Annotated in this window: 14 protein-coding genes; all 14 read left to right on the top strand. The window is 76.2% G+C overall.

The features are described from left to right. Window positions 1-112: 112 nt before the first annotated feature. Window positions 113-859 carry a class I SAM-dependent methyltransferase gene (locus ACFPK1_RS21885; protein WP_378023061.1) on the top strand — a complete coding sequence of 249 codons (747 nt, stop codon included), beginning with the start codon at window positions 113-115 and terminating at the stop codon, window positions 857-859. Next, window positions 856-2,175: a DNA polymerase IV gene (gene dinB, locus ACFPK1_RS21880; protein ID WP_378023246.1), complete on the top strand. Its 1,320-nt coding sequence runs from the start codon at window positions 856-858 to the stop codon at window positions 2,173-2,175. The genes ACFPK1_RS21885 and dinB overlap by 4 nt, the downstream gene beginning before the upstream one ends. A 128-nt stretch (window positions 2,176-2,303) precedes the next feature. Next, the gene (locus tag ACFPK1_RS21875) at window positions 2,304-2,699 is read left to right on the top strand and encodes a DUF3040 domain-containing protein (RefSeq protein ID WP_378023245.1); all 396 of its coding nucleotides are present in this window, start codon (window positions 2,304-2,306) and stop codon (window positions 2,697-2,699) included. Window positions 2,700-3,443: 744 nt separating this feature from the next. Then, window positions 3,444-3,875, top strand: coding sequence for a division/cell wall cluster transcriptional repressor MraZ (gene mraZ / locus ACFPK1_RS21870; RefSeq protein ID WP_378023060.1), 432 nt, complete (start codon window positions 3,444-3,446; stop codon window positions 3,873-3,875). Between the two features lie 250 nt (window positions 3,876-4,125). Continuing rightward, window positions 4,126-5,121 carry a 16S rRNA (cytosine(1402)-N(4))-methyltransferase RsmH gene (gene rsmH, locus ACFPK1_RS21865; protein ID WP_378023059.1) on the top strand — a complete coding sequence of 332 codons (996 nt, stop codon included), beginning with the start codon at window positions 4,126-4,128 and terminating at the stop codon, window positions 5,119-5,121. Next, window positions 5,118-5,849, top strand: a complete 732-nt coding sequence (gene ftsL, locus ACFPK1_RS21860) for a cell division protein FtsL (RefSeq protein WP_378023058.1) — start codon at window positions 5,118-5,120, stop codon at window positions 5,847-5,849. Before rsmH ends, ftsL begins: the two co-directional genes overlap by 4 nt. A 164-nt stretch (window positions 5,850-6,013) precedes the next feature. Next, window positions 6,014-7,765 carry a peptidoglycan D,D-transpeptidase FtsI family protein gene (locus ACFPK1_RS21855; protein ID WP_378023057.1) on the top strand — a complete coding sequence of 584 codons (1,752 nt, stop codon included), beginning with the start codon at window positions 6,014-6,016 and terminating at the stop codon, window positions 7,763-7,765. A 223-nt stretch (window positions 7,766-7,988) separates the two neighbouring features. Further along, window positions 7,989-9,473: a UDP-N-acetylmuramoyl-L-alanyl-D-glutamate--2,6-diaminopimelate ligase gene (locus tag ACFPK1_RS21850; RefSeq protein ID WP_378023244.1), complete on the top strand. Its 1,485-nt coding sequence runs from the start codon at window positions 7,989-7,991 to the stop codon at window positions 9,471-9,473. Then, window positions 9,470-10,909, top strand: coding sequence for a UDP-N-acetylmuramoyl-tripeptide--D-alanyl-D-alanine ligase (locus ACFPK1_RS21845; protein ID WP_378023056.1), 1,440 nt, complete (start codon window positions 9,470-9,472; stop codon window positions 10,907-10,909). Before ACFPK1_RS21850 ends, ACFPK1_RS21845 begins: the two co-directional genes overlap by 4 nt. Continuing rightward, window positions 10,906-11,973 (top strand): phospho-N-acetylmuramoyl-pentapeptide-transferase, encoded by a 1,068-nt coding sequence (mraY, locus tag ACFPK1_RS21840; protein WP_274282601.1) that lies wholly within the window; start codon window positions 10,906-10,908, stop codon window positions 11,971-11,973. The genes ACFPK1_RS21845 and mraY overlap by 4 nt, the downstream gene beginning before the upstream one ends. Beyond that, window positions 11,966-13,411, top strand: coding sequence for a UDP-N-acetylmuramoyl-L-alanine--D-glutamate ligase (gene murD, locus ACFPK1_RS21835; protein WP_378023055.1), 1,446 nt, complete (start codon window positions 11,966-11,968; stop codon window positions 13,409-13,411). Before mraY ends, murD begins: the two co-directional genes overlap by 8 nt. Then, window positions 13,408-14,727, top strand: coding sequence for a putative lipid II flippase FtsW (gene ftsW / locus ACFPK1_RS21830; protein ID WP_378023054.1), 1,320 nt, complete (start codon window positions 13,408-13,410; stop codon window positions 14,725-14,727). Before murD ends, ftsW begins: the two co-directional genes overlap by 4 nt. A gap of 32 nt (window positions 14,728-14,759) precedes the next feature. Continuing rightward, window positions 14,760-15,866 (top strand): undecaprenyldiphospho-muramoylpentapeptide beta-N-acetylglucosaminyltransferase, encoded by a 1,107-nt coding sequence (murG, locus tag ACFPK1_RS21825; RefSeq protein WP_378023053.1) that lies wholly within the window; start codon window positions 14,760-14,762, stop codon window positions 15,864-15,866. Window positions 15,867-15,955: 89 nt separating this feature from the next. After that, on the top strand, window positions 15,956-17,386 hold the full coding sequence (gene murC / locus ACFPK1_RS21820; RefSeq protein WP_378023243.1) for a UDP-N-acetylmuramate--L-alanine ligase: 1,431 nt from the start codon (window positions 15,956-15,958) through the stop codon (window positions 17,384-17,386). The last annotated feature ends 153 nt before the right edge of the window (window positions 17,387-17,539 follow it).

Below are 17,539 nucleotides of genomic sequence, written 5' to 3'. Positions count from 1 at the left end.
GCCCGACGCGGAGCCTGCCGGAGCCGGACCGTCGACTCGACGCCGAGCCTGCCCCAGCCGGACCGCGATCCTGGTGGCGCCGAGGTCCCGGCACACGTTCTACGGTGTCGTCGTGTCCCGCGCCGCGTCGTTCGCCCCGGTCGACGTCGTCGCGCGCACCCTGCGTGTCGAGCTCACCGCGGCGCGTGCCCGCCGCGACGGTGCCGCGCCGCGCGTGCTCGACGTCGGCGGGGGCAGTGGCACCTGGGCGGTCCCGCTGGCGGCCGACGGCTGCGAGGTCACCGTGGTCGACTCCAGCGCCAACGCCCTCGCCGTGCTGCAGAGCCGGGCCCGCGAGTCCGGGGTGGCCGCGGGCGTGCGCGCGGTCCAGGGCGACGTCGACGCGCTCGCCGACGCGGTCGGCGACACCGAGGCCGACCTCGTCCTCGGCCACGGGCTGCTCGAGTACGTCGACGACCCCGCCGAGGCGTGCCGCGCGCTGGCCGGCGCGGCGGCACCGGGCGGCGCGGTCTCGCTGCTCGTCGCCGGGCGCTTCGCCGCCGTGCTCTCGCGGGTCGTCGCCGGCCGGCTCGTCGAGGCGCGCCAGGTGCTCGTCGACCCCACCGGTCGCTGGGGCCCGGGCGATCCGCTGCGCCGGCGCATGGACGTCGAGGAGATCCGCACGCTCGTCGAGGCCGGCGGCCGGCTCGCGGTCGAGCGGGTGCAGGGCCACCGGGTGCTCGCCGACCTCGTGCCCGACGGCGTGCTCGAGTCCGGGTCGTCCGACCCGCTCGCCGAGCTCGAGGACATCGCCGCCGGCACCCCGCCGCTGCGCGACATGGCCGCGCGTCTGCACGTCCTCGCCCGGCGGCCGGGCTGAGCGGCTCCTCGGCCGACGCCCGTCCCGGCGCCGACGCCGGGTGCGGCGTCCTGCACGTCGACATGGACGCCTTCTACGCGGCCGTGGAGATCCGGTCGCGTCCGGAGCTGAAGGGCCGGCCGGTGGTGGTCGGCGGCGGTCCCGAGCGCGGCGTGGTGCTCTCGGCCAGCTACGAGGCGCGGGCCTACGGGGTGCGCTCGGCGATGCCGTCCGCCCGCGCGCACCGCCTCTGCCCGCAGGCCGTGTTCCTGCGCCCCGACTTCGCGGCGTACGCCGAGGTGTCCCGCGCGGTCATGGCGGTGTTCCGCTCGGTGACCCCGCTCGTGCAGCCGCTGAGCCTCGACGAGGCGTTCCTCGACGTCTCCGGCGCGCTGCGCCGTCTCGGGACCACGCCGCTCGGCGTCGCCGCGTCGATCCGCGAGGAGGTCGAGGCGGGCCAGGGGATCACGTGCTCGGTCGGGGTCGCCCCGACGATGTTCGTGGCCAAGCTCGCCTCCCGGGTCGCGAAGCCAGACGGGGTGCACCTCGTGCCCGCCGACGGCGTGCGCGCCTTCCTCGACCCGCTGCCCGTGGGGGCGCTGTGGGGCGTCGGCGCGCGGACCGAGGAGGTGCTCGCCCGGCACGGGATCAGCACGGTGGCCGACGTCGCCGCGGCCGGGCCCACGACGATGCGCCGCGCGGTGGGGGAGGCGCACGCCGCGCACCTGATCTCCCTCGCCCACGGGATCGACGAGCGCAAGGTCGACCCGCACGGCCGGGAGAAGTCCGCGGGAGCCGAGGAGACCTTCGCCCGCGACCTCGTCGACCCGGCCGTGCGGCGGCGCGAACTGCTGCGCCTCGCCGACCGCGCGGCCCGGATGTTGCGGCAGCGCGGGATGCGCGCGCGGACCGTCGCCCTCAAGGTCCGGTTCGACGATTTCACGACGATCACACGCGCGCGGACGCTCGCGGCGCCCACCGATCTCGCCCGCGACCTCCACGCCACCGCGGTCGACCTCCACGACGCGCTCGGCGAGATCGCGCCGGTCCGGTTGCTCGGCGTGCGTGGTGAAGGCCTCGTCCCGGCCGACCGCGCGCCCGAACAGATCGTCCTCGGCGAGCCCGAGCACGGCTGGTCCGACGCGGAGCGCGCCGCTGACCAGGCGCGTTCCCGGTTCGGCGTCGCGGCGATCCGGCCGGCGAGCCTGCTGGGGGACCCGGACCCGGAGCGCGCGCGATCACCGGTCGAGGCCGCGGACCCGAGCCGGGACCGTCACCGACAGCATCCGGCCGGTTCCCGAGCGACATCGCTCCGGCGCCGAACGGATGATCAGTGACGGCAACACGCCGGTCCGGGTAGTCGGACTGCCGACGGACTCGTAGGATGGTGCTGGGTCATCAGGACGATGCCCGCCAGACCCTGACGGGTCGGGCGAATTTTCCATTCCGGTGCCGGAGGAGAATCATGCCGCTCTCCGAGCACGAGCAGCGTCTGCTCGAGCAGATCGAGCGCGCTCTCTACGACGAGGACCCGAAGTTCGCGTCCACGGTTCGGGGAGGCAAGCTCCGACGCCCGTCGCGTCGCCGGCGCGTCCAGGGGATCGCGCTGTTCGTCATCGGCGTCGTGATGCTGGTGCTCGGCGTCGTCTTCAGCTCCTCCACGGTGGGCATCATCGTCAGCGTGGTGGGCTTCCTCGCGATGTTCGGCGGTGCCGTCCTCGCGATCACCTCGTTCGGCGCCCGCAAGAAAGAGGCAGCCGCCGAGGGTGAAGCCACGGCCGGCGCCACCGGCGAGAAGGAGCGGAGCCGCTTCACCTCGCGCATGGAGGAGCGCTTCCGCCGCCGCTTCGAGCAGGAGTAGATCGCTCAGCTCGCCCGTTCTCCGACGCGCCGCCGACCCTCGTGGTCGGCGGCGCGTCGTCGTCGTGCGCCCGGGGTGGTCGCAGCGAACGCGCCGTTCGCTGCTTCTATGCGCGCGAAGTCCGCGTTCGCGGGGCCGGCCTGGAGATCAGGAGGCCGATATGCACCTCGGGAGCGCGTGCGGGGTGCGTGAGGTCCTGCTGATCTCCGCCGGGTGCTGAGCGCCCCACCCCGCCCCACCCCGGTCCCCACCTCGCCCCACGCCGAGCAACGAACGCGCCGTTCGCTGCTTCTATGCGCGCGAAGTCCGCGTTCGCGGGGCGGGCGCGGAGATCAGGAGGGCGACATGCACCTCGGGAGCGCGTGCGGGGTGCGTGAGGTCCTGCTGATCTCCGCCGGGTGCTGAGCGCCCCACTCCGCCCCACCCCCGCCCCCCACCTCGCCCCACCGGCGCCCTCGCGAGCCCCCACCACCCCCCACCGGGCGCCCCACCACGCCCCACACGGCGCATCCGCCCTGCTCAGGAGGGGAAAGGCGGGGCGCACGGCGGCGTGTCGGTGGACCTCCGGGCCCTCGGGCCGTCAAGGTCACGGTCGGTCCCCCCACGGCTCCCCACCGCCGCTGACCAGCGAGAACTCCCTCGATCGGGCATCACGACACCGGTGATGTGGTTTGGTCGTGGGGCTTGGTGGGGTATGGTGGTGGACAGTGGGGCGAACGGGGCCTCACCGGGGAGGTGGGGGCCGTGTTCCTCGGCACCCATACCCCGAGGTTGGACGACAAGGGCAGGTTGACCCTGCCCGCGAAGTTCCGCGACGAGCTGGCAGGGGGACTGATGATCACGAAGGGTCAGGACCACTGCCTCTACGTGTTCCCCCGTGACGAGTTCGAGCAGATGGCCCGCAAGGTGGCCGAGGCGCCGTTCACCGACGAGCGGGTGCGCGCCTACCAGCGCTACCTGTTCGCCGGCACCGACGAGCAGCGCCCCGACTCCCAGGGCCGCATCCCCATCGCGGCCGAGCTGCGTCGCTACGCCGGTCTCGAGCGGGACTGCACCGTGATCGGTGCGGTCAACCGCCTCGAGATCTGGGACAGCACCGCGTGGAGCCGCTACCAGGACGAGCACGAGGCCGGCTACGCCCAGGCCCAGCAGGAAGTGCTGCCGGGCGTCTTCTGACGCCGACCGCACCGACGACAAGCGAACAGGGAGCGCCCCGCACGGGGCGCACGGGTCCGGTGCCGTGAGGCCCCGGCCCGCAGGGCGACGGCCCTGGCGCACCTTCCCCGGCGCCAGGTCCGTCGATCTGCGGACCGGGACGTGACGACATCGGACCCCTCGGGACACGGAGCTCGGTCGAGCCGGCCCGTGGTCCCGGCAGGCGAAGGGCCGATCCCGGCCCGGGCGACGAGTCGGTGGAGGGCGTGCGGTGGACGAGCACGGGGCACGGCCTCCGGGGGGAGACCCCGCAGACCGCGAGCGTCACGTCCCCGTCCTGCTCGACCGCATCGTCGCTCTCTTCGAGCCCGCCCTCGCCGACCGCGACGCGGTCGTCGTGGACGCCACCCTGGGGGCCGGCGGCCACTCCGCCGCGCTCCTTTCTCAGCACTCGAGACTCACTCTTGTGGGTGTTGATAGAGACGAGTCGGCGCTGCGGCTTGCCCGAACGCGCCTCGCGCCCTACGCCGACCGGACGCACCTGGTGCACGCGGTGTTCGACGCGCTGCCCGAGGTGCTCGACGACCTCGGCTACGACGCGGTGCAGGGCGTCCTGTTCGACCTCGGGGTCTCCTCGATGCAGCTCGACGAGGACGAGCGCGGCTTCTCCTACGCCCGCGACGCCCCCCTGGACATGCGGATGGACCCGACGACGGGCCCGACCGCCGCGGACGTCCTCAACACCTACGCACCCGGCGAGCTGATCCGGGTGCTCCACGACTACGGCGAGGAGCGAGCGGCCCGGCGCATCGTCGAGGCCGTCGTGCGTGCCCGGCGACGGGCTCCGTTGCGCACCAGCGCGGAGCTCGTCGCCCTCCTCGAGGACGCCATCCCGGCCGCCGCCCGGCGCACCGGCGGCAACCCCGCGAAGCGCACGTTCCAGGCGCTGCGTGTGGAGGTCAACGGCGAGCTGGACGCGGTGCAAGCGGCGGTCCCGGCCGCGGTCCGCGCGCTCGCGGTGGGCGGCCGGGTGGTCGTGATGTCCTACCAGTCGCTGGAGGACCGCATCGTCAAGCGGGTGCTCGCCGAGCACAGCCGCTCCAAGGCGCCGCCGGACATGCCGGTGGTGCGCCCCGAGGACGAGCCCGAACTGCGCCTGCTGACCCGCGGCGCCGAGAAGGCCGACGACGACGAGATCGCCGCCAACCCCCGGGCGGCGTCGGTGCGGCTGCGTGCCGCCGAGCGAGTGCGGGAGGCCGCAGCATGAGCAGCGCGACCCTGGCCGAGCCCCGCACGGGGACGAGCACACGGACCGAGCCCCGCCGCCAGGCCGGACGGGACACCGGACGGGACAGCGGCCGCGACGCCGCGCGCCGTCCCGGGACGCGCCCGGCGGGCGGGGCCACCACGACGACGGCCGACGTCCGCTCCGGCGGCACCGCGCCCTTCGTGCTCCTGATCATGGTGCTGCTCACCGGCGGCCTCGTGGCGACGCTGTGGCTCTCCACGGCGGCCGCCGCCGACTCCTACCGCCTCGACGAGGCCCGCCAGGTCGCCCGCGACCTCTCCGAGCAGACCGAGCGCCTGCACCGCGACGTCGCGGCCGCCCAGTCCGCGCCCGCCCTGGCCGCCGCCGCCCGCGCGCAGGGCATGGTGCCCGCCGGGGAGCCGGCGGTGCTGCTGGTCGCCCCCGACGGGTCCTCGCAGGTGATCGGCGACGCGAAGCCCGCCCAGGCGGCCGCCCCGCCGCCCGCGCCCCCGGTCGACCCCGCGCAGCAGAACCCCGGGCAGCAGAACCCCGCGCAACAGAACCCCGGGCAGCAGGCCCTCGCGCAGGACACCAACGGCGCGCAGGCCGCCACCGACGGCCAGCCGGCCCCCGCGCCCGCCGGCGCCGCCGCGGCCGAGGACCACCTGACCGCGGTGCCGAGCACGCAGCCCGGCGACGCGGAGACCACCACGGACGACGCCGCGCCCACCCCGGCCGGCCGGTGATGGCGCGCAGCGCGCCGACCCTGAGCCGGCCGCCGGCCCGCGGACCGGGTGGTCGCGCCCCGAGCGGTCGGCGGCCGTCGCCGCCACCTCCGCCCCCGCGCCGCCCCGCGCGCCGGCCCGCCCCCCGCCCGCCGGACCCGCGCCGCCGGCTGCGCGTCGGCCGGGTGCTGCTGGTGGCCGTGCTGCTGCTGTGCACGCTGAAGCTCGTCGAGGTCCAGGGCCTGCGGGCGGGCGAGCTGTCGGCCGACGCCGCGCAGCAGCGCACCACGCGGCTGAACGTGCCGGCCGAGCGCGGCGCGATCCTCGACCGCTACGGCACGCCGCTGGCGTTCAGCGTCGAGGCGAAGGCGCTCGTCGCCAACCCGCGGCGGATCACGCAGGACTGGAACGAGCCGGCTGTGCGCGCGCAGCCGGGGGCGCCGACGCCCGACCAGCGCAAGTCGGCGATCGCGGTCGGCATGGGCCGCGTCCTCGGCCTCGACCCCGGCCCGATCTTCGCCTCGCTGACCTCGGACCGCAGCTACGTCGTGCTCGCCCCGCTCGTGGACCCCGGCGCGGCGCGGCAGGTGCGCGAGATGTTCCCGGAGATCGCCGAGGAGGACCGCGAGTCCCGCCAGTACCCGGCCGGCGACGTCGCGGCGACCGTGGTGGGCAGCGCGTCCTGGAACATGGACCGCCAGAAGATCCGCGGCTCGATCGGGCTGGAGAGCGCGCTCGACACCACGCTCGCGGGCACCGACGGCTTCCGCGTCGTCGACACCGCCGAGGGCAGCGACGCCGTCATCCCGGGCACCACCCGCGCCGAGCAGCCCGCCCAGGCCGGGCGCGACGTCGTGCTCACCCTCGACACCGACCTGCAGTACGCCGTCGAGCAGCGCCTGCGCGACTACACCGCGCGGGTCGGCGCCCGCAGCGGCAGCGCGGTGGTCCTCGACGCGCACACCGGCCAGGTGCTCTCGATGGCGAACTCGGGGTCGTTCAACCCCGCGGCGCCGGGCGCGGCGGGCGCACAGCTGAGCAACCCGTCGGTGACGTCGCCCTTCGAGCCGGGCTCGGTCAACAAGCTCGTGACGATGGCCGCGGCGATCGAGAACGGCATCGCCCGGCCCGAGGACGTCCTGCAGGTCCCCGGCAGCATCCGCGTGGCCGACCGAACGATCAGCGACGCCTGGTCGCACGGGACGATCACCATGACCCTCAACGGCGTGCTCGGGCGCTCGTCGAACGTCGGCACGCTGATGACGGCGCAGCGCCTCGGGCCGGACCGGTTCAACGCGATGCTGCGCGCGCTCGGCATCGGCCAGCGCACGGGCATCGAGCTGCCGGGCGAGAGCCCCGGGTCGGTACCGGCCCGCGAGGACTGGTCGGGCAGCACGTTCGGGAACCTGCCGATCGGCCAGGGCCTGTCGATGACGACCCTGCAGATGGCCAGCATGTACCAGGCGGTGGCCAACGACGGCGTGCGCGTGCCGCCGCGGGTCGTCGAGGCCGAGGTCGGCGGCGACGGGGTGCGCATCCCGTCGGCGGTGCCCGAGGGCGTGCGGGCGATGAGCCCGGAGACGGCCCGGACGATGCGCGACATGCTGCAGTCGGTGACCCAGGACGGCACCGGGGCCAACCGCGGCACCGGACCGGCCGCCGCGATCCCCGGCTACCCGGTGGCGGGCAAGACCGGCACCGCGCAGCAGGTCGACCCGGGCTGCGGTTGCTACTCGCAGTCGAACTACTGGATCACCTTCGCCGGCATGTTCCCGGCGCAGGACCCGCGCTACGTGGTCGCGCTGATGCTCGACCGCCCGCCGGGCGGCGACTCCGCGGCGCCGCTGTTCCACGAGATCGGCGCCTACCTCGCCCAGCACGGGGCCGTGCCGGTGTCGACCGCGCCGCCGCGCGAGGTGCCGCTCACGCTCCCGTAACACACCCGCCCCGGGCGTCCCGCAGGCCACAGGGCCTGCGAGGGGGCCCCGGAGACGGTGAGTAGCCTGCGCGATCGTGCCCGCCGCACCGCCGAGGACCTTCGACGACGCCGCCGGCCCCGCCTCGGGGCGGGTCGTCGGCGGTGACTCCGACGGCGACAGCGGGGGTGCCCCCGAGGAGACCGGCACGGGCCCGTTGCGGCCGCGCCGGACGGAGCCCGTGATGATCACTGCCGTCGCCGAGCGCATCCGCTCCGCCCGCCCCGACGACGGGCCGGTGGAGATCGTCGGTGACGCCGGCGCGCGGGTCACCGGGGCGACGCTGCGCGCCCACGAGGTCCGCCCCGGCGACCTGTTCGCGGCCCTGCCCGGCGCCCGGGCGCACGGCGCGGACTTCGTCGACCAGGCGCTCGCGCGCGGCGCGGCCGCCGTGCTGACCGACCCGGACGGCGCCGCGCGCACGGCCGTCCGCGACGCCGGCGTGCCCGTCCTCGTGCACGCCGACCCGCGCGCGGCGATCGGCCCGGCGTCGGCCCTGGTCTACGGCGACCCCTCGACGCGCCTCGACGTGCTCGGCGTCACCGGCACCAGCGGCAAGACCACCACCGTCTACCTGCTCGAGGCCGCCCTCGCGGCGGCGGGCGCGTCCACCGGGCTCATCGGCACCGTCGAGACCCGCCTCGGCGGCCGGCGCCTGCCCAGCGCGTTCACGACGCCCGAGGCGCCCGACCTGCAGGCCCTGCTCGCCCGGATGGCCGACGACGGCGCGACCCACGTGGCGATGGAGGTCTCCAGCCACGCGCTGAGCCTCGGCCGGGTCGCCGGCACCGGCTTCGCCGTCGGCGCCTTCACCAACCTGTCGGCCGAGCACCTCGACTTCCACGCCGACATGGAGGACTACTTCGCGGCCAAGGCGCGCCTGTTCGACGGGCGCTCGCGCCGCGAGGTCGTCTGCGTCGACGGGCCCTGGGGCCGCCGGCTGGTGCGCGAGGGCACCGTCACCGTCGGCGCACCCGACGCCGACTGGCGCGCCGAGGACGTCGTCGCGCTCCCGGACGGGACGCAGCGCTTCACCGTCCACGGCCCCGACGGGCTCGTGCTGCCGGTGGCCGTGCGGCTGCCCGGCGCCTTCAACGTCACCAACGCCCTGCTCGCCCTGGCCTGCGGCGCGGCCACCGGGTACGACACCGCGGTGCTCGCCCGCGGGCTCGCGGAGGTCCGCGTGCCGGGCCGGATGCAGCGCGTCGAGGCGGGGCAGCCGTTCCTCGCGGTCGTCGACTACGCCCACAAGCCCGCGGCCGTCGAGGCGCTGCTCGAGACGCTGCGCGCCGGCACCGAGGGCCGCCTGCTCACCGTGCTGGGCTGCGGCGGCGACCGCGACCGCGCCAAGCGCCCGGTGATGGGCCGGCTCGGCGCGCAGCTCTCCGACCACCTGTGGGTCACCGACGACAACCCGCGCTCCGAGGACCCGGCCGCGATCCGCGCCGAGGTGCTCGCCGGCGCCCGCGACGTCGAGGGCGCCCTGGTCGACGAGATCGGCGACCGGCGCGCGGCCATCGCGGCCGCCGTGGCCGACGCCCGGCCCGGCGACGTCGTCGTGGTGGCGGGCAAGGGGCACGAGACCGGCCAGCAGGTCGGTGACGAGAAGCTCCCGTTCTCCGACGTCGAGGAGCTCGAACGCGCCCTGCGGGCCGGTGATCGCCCGTGATCGAGCTGACCCTCGCCGACGTCGCCCGCATCACCGGGGGCCGGCTGCACGGCGCCACCGGACAGGAGCGGGTCACCGGCTCCGTCGAGTTCGACAGCCGCGCGGTCACGCCCGGCGGGCTCTTCGTCGCCCTGCCCGGCGAGCGCGTCGACGGGCACGACTTCGTCGGCGCCGCGACCGCGGCCGGTGCGGCCGGGGTGCTCGCCGCCCGCGAGGTCGACGCGCCGGCGGTGATCGTGCCGCCGGTGGCGCAGGTGTCGTCGTCCTACGTCCTCGCCGCCGACGCGGACGGGGCGGGCGCCGGCGTGCTCGCGGCGCTGGCCCTGCTCGCGCGCCACGTCGTCGACGTCCTCGCCGCCGACGGCCTGCTCGTCGTCGGCATCACGGGGTCGTCGGGCAAGACCTCGACCAAGGACCTCACCGCGCACCTGCTCGAGGAGCTCGGCGAGACCGTCGCCCCGCCCGGGTCGTTCAACAACGAGCTCGGGCACCCGTGGACCGCGCTGCGCGCCACGCCGGGCACCCGCCACCTCGTCCTCGAGCTCTCCGCCCGCGGTCCGGGGCACGTGGCCGCGCTGTGCCGGGTCGCGCCGCCGCGCATCGGCGCGGTGCTCAACGTCGGGTCGGCGCACCTGGGCGAGTTCGGCTCGCGCGAGGCGATCGCGCAGGCCAAGGGCGAGCTGGTCGAGGCGCTGCCGAGCGACGGCGTCGCCGTGCTCGGCGCCGACGACCCGGTCGTCGCCGCGATGGCACGGCGCACCGCCGCCCGCGTCGTGCACGCCGGGCGGGCCCCGGAGGCGACCGTCCGTGCCGCCGACGTCGTGCTCGACGACGCCGGGCGCGCCGCCTTCCGCCTGGTCACCCCGGCCGGCGAGGCCCCCGTCCGGCTGGCGCTGCACGGCGCCCACCACGTCGACAACGCCCTCGCGGCCGCGGCGATCGCCCTCGACGCGGGGCTGGGCGTCGCGGCGATCGCCGAGCGTCTCGGCACGGCCGCGCCGCGCTCGCGCTGGCGCATGGAGCTCACCGAGCGCCCCGACGGCGTCCGGGTGCTCAACGACGCCTACAACGCCAACCCCGAGTCGATGCGGGCCGCGCTCGCGACGCTCGGGGCGATGGGCGGGCGCCACACCGCGGTGCTCGGCGTCATGGCCGAGCTCGGCGACGACGCCCCGCGCGCCCACACGGAGATCGGGCGCGAGGTCGCCCGCACCGGGGTGGAGCGACTCGTCGTCGTCGGGGACGCCGCGCGTCCGCTGCACGAGGCGGCCGCGTCGGAGGGCGTCGACTCCCGCCTGGTGCCCGACGCCGCGGCGGCCGCCGAGCTGGTGAGCGCCGGCGTCGCGCCGGGGGATGTCGTCCTGATCAAGGCCTCGCGCTCGGCCGGACTGGAGAAGGTCGCCGAGGCGCTCGTCGCACGGGGAGGAGCCTCATGAGGGGCGTGCTGGTGGCGGCGGGGGTCGCGCTGGCCGTGTCGATCCTCCTGACCCCGTACGTGATCCGCCTGTTCATCAAGCAGGGGTTCGGGCAGGAGATCCGCGAGGAGGGGCCGCAGAGCCACCGCGGCAAGCGCGGCACGCCCACCATGGGCGGCGTCGCGATCCTCGCGGCGGTGTGGATCGGCTACCTCGCCGCCCACCTCGTCGGCGACGTCGCGATCTCCGCGTCGGCGCTGCTGGTGCTGATGCTGATGACGGCGCTGGGGGTCGTCGGGTTCCTCGACGACTTCATCAAGATCCGGCGCCAGCGCAACCTGGGCCTGAACAAGACCGCGAAGCTCGTCGGGCAGTTCGTCAGCGCGGTGGTGTTCGCGGTGCTGGCGCTGCAGTTCCCCGACGAGCAGGGCCTGAGACCGGTGTCGACGAACCTCTCGTTCGTGCGCGACATCGCGGTCGTCGGCTTCGGCGCGGTCGGGTTCGTGCTGTTCTGCTACCTGATCGTCACGGCGGCCTCGAACGCGGTGAACCTCACCGACGGGCTCGACGGCCTCGCCGCGGGCACCTCGGCGATGGTCCTGGCGACCTACCTGATCGTGTCCTTCTGGCAGTTCCGCAACGCCTGCGGGGTGCAGATCGAGGCGGGCTGCTACCAGGTCCGGGACCCGCTCGACATCACGCTCGTGGCGGCGGCGGCCATGGGCGCGTGCATCGGGTTCCTGTGGTGGAACGCCGCCCCGGCCCGCATCTTCATGGGCGACACCGGGTCGCTCGCGCTCGGCGGGCTCTTCGCGGGCCTGGCCATGGTGACGCGCACCGAGCTGCTGCTGGTGGTGCTCGGCGGCGTGTTCGTGGTCGAGGCGCTGTCGGTGGTCATCCAGGTCGCGGTGTTCCGCACGACGCGCCGGCGTCCCTTCCGGATGGCGCCCTTCCACCACCACTTCGAGCTCGCGGGCTGGGCGGAGACCACGGTCATCATCCGGTTCTGGCTGCTCGCCGCGATCTGCTGCGCGCTGGGGCTGGGCCTGTTCTACAGCGAATGGCTGGCGGCCTCGGGTGGTTGAGTGGTCGGCGAGGCACGTCCTCGTCGCCGGGGCCCGCCGCACCGGCCTCTCGGTCGTCGACGTGCTGCTGCACCTCGGCGCGCGGGTGACCGTCGCCGACGGCGACCCGGCCCAGCTGGACACCCTCGGCGAGCGGCCCGTCGCACGCACGCAGGACATGACGACCGTGCCCGCCGGGGTCGACCTCGTCGTGACCAGCCCCGGCTTCCGCACCGACTCGCCGCTGGCGCTGGCCGCCCGGGCCGCGTCGGTGCCGATGGTGGGCGAGCCGGAGCTGGCCTGGTGGCTGGGGGAGGACCCGGCGGTGTGCCCGGACGGGCCGCCGCGCTGGCTCGCGGTCACCGGCACCAACGGCAAGACGACCACGACGACGATGCTCGAGGCGATCCTGCGCGCGGCGGGGGAGGACACCGTCGCCTGCGGCAACATCGGCCTGCCGATCGTCGACGCCCTGCGCGCGGGGCACCGGGTGCTCGCCGTCGAGCTCTCCAGCTTCCAGCTCGAGTGGTCGCCGTCGGTGCGCCCGTTCGCCGGCGCGGTGCTCAACCTCGCCGAGGACCACCTCGACTGGCACGGCTCGATGGCGGCCTACGGCGCGGCGAAGGCCCGGGTGCTGCGCGGGGAGGTCGCGGTCGGGGGCCTCGACGACCGCGAGGCGGCGGCGCTGCTGCTCGCGGCGCCCGCGCCGCGCCATGTCGGCTTCACCCGCGGCGAGCCCTCGCACGGCGAGCTGGGGATCGTCGACGGGCACCTGGTCGACCGCGCGTTCGGGGACCGGGTGCGCCTCGCCGAGGTGGCCGACGTCGCCCCGCCCGGACCGCCGGGGGAGGCCAACGCCCTGGCCGCCGCGGCGCTCGCCCGGGCGCACGGGGTGTCCCCGGAGGCGGTCGCCGCCGGGCTGCGCGCGGTGGCGCCGGGGCCGCACCGGGGCGCCGTGGTGGCCGAGGCGGGCGGGGTCCGCTGGGTCGACGACTCGAAGGCCACCAACCCGCACGCCGCCGCGGCCTCGCTCGCCGCGCATCCCGGCGTCGTCTGGGTGGCCGGCGGCCTGCTCAAGGGCGCGGACGTCACCGACGTCGTCGTGGCCCACCGCGGGCGGCTCGCCGGGGCCGTCGTGCTGGGCCGCGATCGCGCCGTCGTGGCCGCGGCCCTTCGGCGACACGCCCCCGAGGTCCCCGTCCTGGACGTGGGCGGGGGCGACGATGACCGGGTGAGCGATGACGAGGACGGCATGCTGCGTGCGGCGCGGGCCGCCGCCACCCTGGCGCGGCCCGGCGACACCGTGCTGCTCGCCCCGGCCGCGGCGTCGATGGACATGTTCCGCGACTACGCCGCGCGCGGTGACGCGTTCGCCGCGGCGGCGCGCACTGTCGCGGGCGGGGTGGGCCCCCACGGGGCCACGACCACCCCCGACGTCGAGACCTCGCCGACCTCGTGAGCGCGCCGGCCCGCGGTCCGGGCCGGCAGCGTGGCGCGGGGCGGGGTCCCTCCCGTCCCGGCGTCCTCGCCGCCGCCCGCTCGGCGCTGCACCAGTGGCTCGAGCGCCCGCTGACGTCGCTGCACCTCGTGCTCGCGGTGTTCGGGCTGCTCACCGCGCTCGGGCTCGTCATGGTGCTCTCCGCGTCGGCGGTGTCGGCCTACGCGGCGGGCGGCTCGTCGTACGGGGTGTTCTTCCGCCAGACCGTGTTCGCGCTGATCGGGCTGGTGCTGTTCTGGCTGGGGCTGCGCGTGCCGCCACGCCGGCTCCGGGCGGCGAGCCCGTGGCTGCTCGCCGGGTGCCTCGTGCTGCTCGTCCTGGTGCTCGTGCCCGGGCTGGGCGCGGTGGTCAACGGCTCGCGCTCGTGGTTCCGCGTCGCGGGCCTGTCGCTGCAGCCCTCGGAGCTGACGAAGATCGCGCTCGCGCTGTGGGGCGCCCACGTCCTCGTGCGCCACCGGCCGCACCCGCGCACCTGGCGGGCCGCGCTCATGCCGCTGCTGCCGGTGTCGCTCGCGATCCTCGGGCTCGTGCTCGCGCAGCCCGACCTGGGCACCACGGTCTCGCTGATGATCATCGTGTTCGCCCTGCTGTGGTTCGCGTGCGCGCCGCTGGGCCTGATGGCGTTCATCGTGTCGAGCGGGGTCGTCGCCTCGGTGGTGCTCGGGGTGGTCGCCACCTACCGGCAGAGCCGCATCACCGCGTTCCTCAACCCGGACGCCGCCGACCCCCTCGGTCCCGCCTACCAGGCCCGCCAGGCCCTCTTCTCGCTCGCCGACGGCGGCCTGTTCGGCGCCGGGCTCGGCCAGGGTCGCGCGAAGTGGGACTACCTGCCCAACGCCGACAACGACTTCATCTTCGCGATCATCGGCGAGGAGCTGGGGTTCGTCGGCGCCGCGGCCGTGATCGCGCTGTTCGCGACGCTCGCCTACGTCGGCCTGCGGATCGCCGTCCGCAGCGTCGACCCGTGGATCCGCGTGGTCGCCGCGACGCTGACCGTGTGGCTCGTCGCCCAGGCCTGCATCAACATCGGCTACGTCGTCGGCCTGCTCCCGGTCACCGGCATCCCGCTCCCGCTGGTGTCCTCGGGCGGCACGTCGCTCGCGCTCGCGCTGCTCTCCGGGGGCCTGCTCGCGAACTTCGCGCGTCACGAGCCCGAGGCGGCGCGGGTGCTGCGGGCCCACGGCCAGGGCCGGCTCGCCCGCGCGCTGCGCCTGCCCGAGCCCGAGGTCGCGTCGCGCCCGGCGGCGAGGAACGGACCCCGGGGAGGGGGCCGGTGAACCGCGCCGAGGGTGGGCCGGACCATGGGGGCATGGACACCCCGCTCTCCGTGGTCGTGGCCGGCGGCGGCAGCGCCGGGCACGTCGAGCCGGCCCTCGCCACCGCCGACGCCGTGCGCCGCCTGCGCCCGGACGCGCGGGTCACGGCGCTGGGCACGGAGAAGGGCCTCGACACCCGCCTCATCCCGGCGCGCGGCTACCCGCTCGAGCTGATCCCGCCGGTCCCGCTGCCCCGCAGGCCGAACGCCGACCTCGCGCGCCTGCCCTACCGCGTCGTCCGCTCGGTGCACCGCACCCGCCGGGTGCTGCGCGAGGTCGGCGCCGACGTGGTCGTGGGCTTCGGTGGCTACGTCGCCCTGCCCGCCTACCTCGCCGCCGCCTCGATGCGCCTGCCGGTCGTCGTCCACGAGGCCAACGCCCGGGCCGGCGTGGCGAACAAGGTCGGCGCCCGCTTCGCGCGCGAGGTCCTCGCCGCGGTGCCCGGGAGCGGGCTCGCCGGCGCCCGCGTCATCGGCATCCCGCTGCGCCGCGCGATCACCGACCTCGACCGGGCGGGGCTGCGCGCGCAGGCGCGCGAGCACTTCGGGCTCGACCCGCAGGCGCCCGTGCTGCTGGTGTTCGGCGGCTCGCAGGGCGCGCGCTCGCTCAACGAGGCCGTGTCGGCCGCCGTCCCCGCGCTCACCGCCGCCGGGGTGTGGATCCTGCACGCGCACGGGCCGGGGAACGCGCCGACGGTCGAGGCGCCCGGCTACGTGCCCGTGCCCTACCTCGAGCGGATGGACCTCGCCTACGCCGCCGCGGACGTGGCCCTGTGCCGGTCCGGGGCGATGACCGTCGCCGAGGTCTCGACGGTCGGGCTGCCCGCGATCTACGTGCCGCTGCCGCACGGCAACGGCGAGCAGGAGCTCAACGCGAAGCCCGTCGTCGACGCCGGGGGCGGCGAGCTCGTGCCCGACGCGGAGCTCACCGGCGAGCGGGTCGCCGCGCTCGTCACGGGGCTCGTCGCCGACCCCGCACGGCTCGCCGCGACCGCGGAGGCGGCCCGGCGTTCGGGGCACGCGGGGGCGGACGAGACACTGGCGCGGACGGTGCTCGACGTGGCGGGTCACGTGGGCGCGAGCGCGACGGGGAGGACGTAGGCATGGGCTCGACGGACCAGGCGGAGCAGGCCGGACGCGTAGCGCAGCGGAGCCGGACCCTTGACTCCGTCGAGTCCGGCGTACCGCCCCTGCCGAGGTTGCTCTCGCGCGTGCACTTCATCGGCGCGGGCGGCGCGGCCATGAGCGGGATCGCGCGCATCCTGCTCGCCCGCGGTGCGATGGTCTCGGGCTCGGACGCCAAGGACTCGCGTGCCGTGCTGGCCCTGCGCACGCTCGGCGCCGAGGTCACCGTCGGCCACGACGCCCACAACCTCGACCTGCTGCCCGGCGGCCCGACGTGCCTGGTCACGACGAAGGCCGTGCACCAGGCCGACCCGGACAACCCCGAGCTGGTCGAGGCCGCCGCCCGCGGCATCCCGGTGCTGCACCGTTCCGCGGTGCTCGCCGAGCTGATGGCCGACCACCGCGCCGCCTGCGTGTCGGGCAGCGCCGGCAAGACCTCGACGACCTCGATGCTCGTGGTCGCGCTGCAGGCCTGCGGCGAGGACCCGTCGTTCATGATCGGCGGTGACCTGCTCGCCTCCGGCTCGAGCGCCCACCACGGCCTGGGCGACGTCTTCGTCGCGGAGGCCGACGAGAGCGACGGCTCCTTCCTGGCCTACTCGCCGGCCGTCGCCGTCGTCACCAACGTCGAGCCCGACCACCTCGACCACCACGGCACCGCCGAGGCCTACATGGCCGTGTTCGACGCGTTCGCCGCGCGCATCGAGCCCGGTGGCGCCCTCGTGGTCTGCGCCGACGACCCCGGCTCGGCGACGCTGGGCGACCGCGCCGCGGCCACCGGGGTGCGCGTGCGCCGCTACGGCCGCACCGCCACGGGCCCCGACGACGTGACGGTGCTCGACTACCGCGCCGAGGGGTCCGCGGGCATCCTGCGCATCCGCCTCGCCGGGCAGGAGCACGAGCTGCGCCTCGGCGTGCCCGGCGAGCACCAGGCCCTCAACGCCTGCGCCGCCCTGCTCGCCGGCCTGGACCTCGGCGCCCCGATCGACGGCCTGCTCGGCGGGCTCGCCGGGTTCGACGGGGTGCGGCGGCGCTTCGAGTACCGCGGCACCGCCGCCGGGGTGCGGGTCTACGACGACTACGCGCACGCCCCCAAGAAGGTCGCGGCCCAGCTCCGCGCCGCCCGCCCGGTGCTCGGCGAGCACGGCCGGCTCATCGTGGCGTTCCAGCCGCACCTGTACTCGCGCACCCGCGACTTCGCCGCCGAGTTCGGCGCCGCGCTCTCGCTGGCCGACGAGGTCGTGGTGCTCGACGTCTACGGCGCCCGCGAGCAGCCCGAGCCCGGCGTCAACGGCGAGCTCATCGCCCGCCAGCTCACGCTGCCCCAGGAGAACGTGCACTACGAGCCCTCGTGGGGTCAGGTGCCGGCGCTGCTCGCCGACCTCGCCCGGCCCGGCGACCTCGTCGTGACGATGGGCGCGGGCGACATCACGGTCCTCGGTCCCGAGGTCCTCTCCGAGCTCGAGCGCCGCGAAGCGCAGGCCGACGCGCGGTGACCGGCCCACGATGACCGGCCAGGCCCGGCCCACCGGACGACCCGGCCGCGGCGGCCGGGCCGGCCGGTCGGGGCGGGCGGGCCGTCCCGACCGGGCCCCGCGCGCCGAGGCCCCGCGCACCGACCTCCGCTCCGGCGGTGCCGGCGCCCGCCC

The sequence above is a fragment of the Actinomycetospora rhizophila genome (assembly GCF_042657905.1).
GTDB lineage: Bacteria > Actinomycetota > Actinomycetes > Mycobacteriales > Pseudonocardiaceae > Actinomycetospora > Actinomycetospora rhizophila.
This window is presented reverse-complemented; position numbering and strand designations above follow the sequence as displayed.

Bases quoted from the DNA above. Each gene is read 5' to 3' on its own strand.
- ACFPK1_RS21875 (WP_378023245.1), top strand. From the start codon at position 2,304: ATGCCGCTCTCCGAGCACGAGCAGCGTCTGCTCGAGCAGATCGAGCGC.
- ftsL (WP_378023058.1), top strand. From the start codon at position 5,118: ATGAGCAGCGCGACCCTGGCCGAGCCCCGCACGGGGACGAGCACACGG.
- ACFPK1_RS21850 (WP_378023244.1), top strand. From the start codon at position 7,989: ATGATCACTGCCGTCGCCGAGCGCATCCGCTCCGCCCGCCCCGACGAC.
- mraY (WP_274282601.1), top strand. From the start codon at position 10,906: ATGAGGGGCGTGCTGGTGGCGGCGGGGGTCGCGCTGGCCGTGTCGATC.
- murG (WP_378023053.1), top strand. From the start codon at position 14,760: ATGGACACCCCGCTCTCCGTGGTCGTGGCCGGCGGCGGCAGCGCCGGG.